Genomic DNA, 3,094 nt, shown 5'->3' on the forward strand with positions numbered 1-3,094 from the left:
TTATATAAACTTCTTTATCATCAAATTCAGATTTATTTGTTTTTAGAAATTTTTTCAGATCATTAATAAAATCCCATTCACTTTCTTTTAAAGGCATTGGTTGAATTCTAATTTCCAAATTATCTTCAGAAATATAAATATACGGATTACTAATTGAGGATTTTAGAGTAATAGTTCCTAAGTCGCCTTTAACTTCTCGAATATCTATTACATCACCTTCATTTTTCGCCTTACCTATTGCTTTTTCTAAATCTTCCAGAAATTTGATGTGACTCTTATTAAGTTGCTGATCTGATATCTCAATTTTATAAGTATCATCTCTTACTAAATTGTCATCTTCAGAATTCATATAGCTATATTCTAGTAACGGCCCTTCCCATCTAGATCTTGATACAGAATATAATTTATCAATGTATTTTTCTAATAAAGATACAGCAATACGATTAAATCTATCAAAGTCCCTCACTGATTTAATTTTTAGGTCCTCTTCTGGAATATAAAGCTTATACCAGGTAGGATCAGCTAATAATTTTTTTATGCTCTCCAACGTTATAGCCATATTATAATAATTTTTTTCTCCTTTATATCGCTGAATGCTAAAATATATTTTTTCATAATCAAGGAATCCTAAATGCATCTTCGACAAATTATAAGTTTCTTTATTAATAACATTTCTTGAAGTTGTTGTTGATGATTGAAACTGTACTTTACCGTAGCAATCCAAGGATATTATAAATTTTTCTTTATTTTCCCCAAGCACAATTTCTTTACCATCTCTTTTAAAATTTAAATCTTTTTTAACTTTTAAGGTTACAACTTTTTTCTTTTCTAAATTCTTATCTTTTAGTATAGGAATTTCTATTGTCCAAGGTTTTTCTGTATTTGTCTTTATACCATCTGCTTCGAGATATTCTTTAAATTGTGTCATATAGTCAGCTCTTACACCAAATATATTGAGAGTCTCTAGGTATTTCATATCAGAATAATTATCTGGGCTTTTCACAAAGGGATAGTCACTAAAATATGCAGAACTTCTTTTCAAACTAAAATCTCTACCTTTTAGTCTTACTCCTCGACCAAACATCTGAATTATTTGGCTACCTTCAGTTCTACCAATATTCATTAACCCCATAGTAGAAACTCTCCAGGAATTCCAACCTTCAATGAATTTTTTGGAGCCTATAAGGATATTTATTGAACTATCCTTTCTATTTATTTCTGCAAAAATTGATTCTGTGAAATTCACATCTGATGTGTTTAGACCATTATCTTTACATAAGTTAATTAAAGTTGGAGCATCTCCAACATTTATAAGTCCAAAAGGTTTATTATTGCCAAGACGGACTTTTATTTCTCCATCTGAACCTTTAATGTATTCAATATGCATTATTGAATCTGGCATACTTTCATGAAAAACTTCTAAAAGTACATCATCATATACATGTTCAGAAGATAATCCCAATGAATTGATATAGTCAAAATCTCCCCTAAACACATCAATGTTCATTGAATTCAATAAGCCTGTTCTTTCACTAAGTATTCTATTAATAATGTCCGAATATTTATTTTTATCAGTTGTAAATTCATCTAGAAATAATAATATATCAACAACATCTGAAACCTTTCTCTTGTTTTCAGTTCTTACTGCATTGACACTCCCCCCAACATAAATCATAAGTGGATTTTCAATATTAAACTCTCTATAATCTTGTTTATTATTATTGAATAATCTTTTTTGCTGGTAAAATGCTAGAAGTGAAGCACATAGATATAGTTCTCTAATGTTATCCTCATCTGTTTCTAGATTTAGTATTTTGTAATCTTTTCCATAACCATCGTTATAAAAATATCTATATGAATAATCAAAGTATATACATTTTGAATATTCATCTTCTAAATCTTTGTTCCGGGATGCCTTTATCGCTTGTCCAAAAGTTGCTGAATACTCAAACGAAAATCCATCTTTGCAAAGTTCGTTTCTGAATTTGTACCAAGAATCCCCACTAACGCCCCTATGACCTTCATCTACAAAAACAATATTTTTACTGCCAAATCTGCTCGTAGCAACTGTTTTATCGCCATCTTTTTCCGCCAACTTAGTATTCTCAATAACTTCTATTGAATTCCATGAAACAAATGATTTAGACACGTTCTTGTTATAAATATTAGCTGTAATGCCTGATTTTTTAAATTCTTCTATGTGTTGGCCAGAAAGCCCTTCGTTTGGTGTTAACAAAATAAAACTACCGTCAAATTTAATATTGTATTTTTCTAAATAATACTGAATTTGTATGAAATTTAAATGCATTATTAGGGTCTTTCCACTTCCAGTAGCTGACCAAAGGGCTAATTTATTAAGGTCTTCCGAGACAAACTCCTTTATTTCTTCATCTTCAGAATTATTGAAATGATCAAGGAAAACATTTAGCTCTTTTAGAAGTCCATCCTTATTAGCAAAGTATTTATCTAGATATATTTCCATAAGAAGAAGAGAGAAATATTGGAAGTACTTAAGATTAATATTTTCAGATCTACTGTGATTTATTTTGCTCAAAGCTTTAATAATATTTAAATCGTATTCTTCTAAATTCTCTACTGGTATCTTAACTTCATCCTCATATTTGTCAATAAATGCAACAGATAATTTACTTCTCCCATCAGAATTAATACCCTTCAAACTAGGATCCCTGAAATACTTTTGAATTTCTTCAAATCCATCAATACCTATAAGGGAAAATAAATACTTATTCATAACTAATTTTTCAGAAAATGTTTTTTCTATATTTTTATTAGACATTATATCACCACCCATTCAAACATCTTTTTTTTCATCTCGCCCTCAATTAGCTTCACTTTTAAATTACCTTCATTATTATTATTTGTAATAAAATTATCACCATTTACATAGATTAAATCATATTTGGAAGTTGTAGACTTAATTCCTTTTTTATTTAAATAGGCGTTAAGTGCCTCATTGTCTTTAACTAAGTCATCAGTGTGGTTTCTCCAGATAATCAAGGTTTTTTCTTCTGTTGGAAGTATACCTTCAATTGATTTAAACTTATAAGTTGTTCCAGCCTTAAGAGTGGCTATG

The 3,094-nt window shown here is 29.0% G+C and carries 2 protein-coding genes; both read right to left on the minus strand.

Translation table 11 applies throughout. The features are described 5' to 3' along the window. On the minus strand, window positions 1-2,797 hold a 2,797-nt coding region (locus ACKVDP_RS13595; protein ID WP_409229444.1), incomplete at its 3' end, for a DEAD/DEAH box helicase family protein. Next, the coding region (locus tag ACKVDP_RS13600; RefSeq protein WP_409229445.1) for a hypothetical protein at window positions 2,797-3,094 on the minus strand (298 nt) is incomplete at its 5' end. The genes ACKVDP_RS13600 and ACKVDP_RS13595, both read right to left, overlap by 1 nt.

This window comes from Gudongella ferriphila, from assembly GCF_046224405.1.
GTDB lineage: Bacteria > Bacillota > Clostridia > Tissierellales > Tissierellaceae > Gudongella.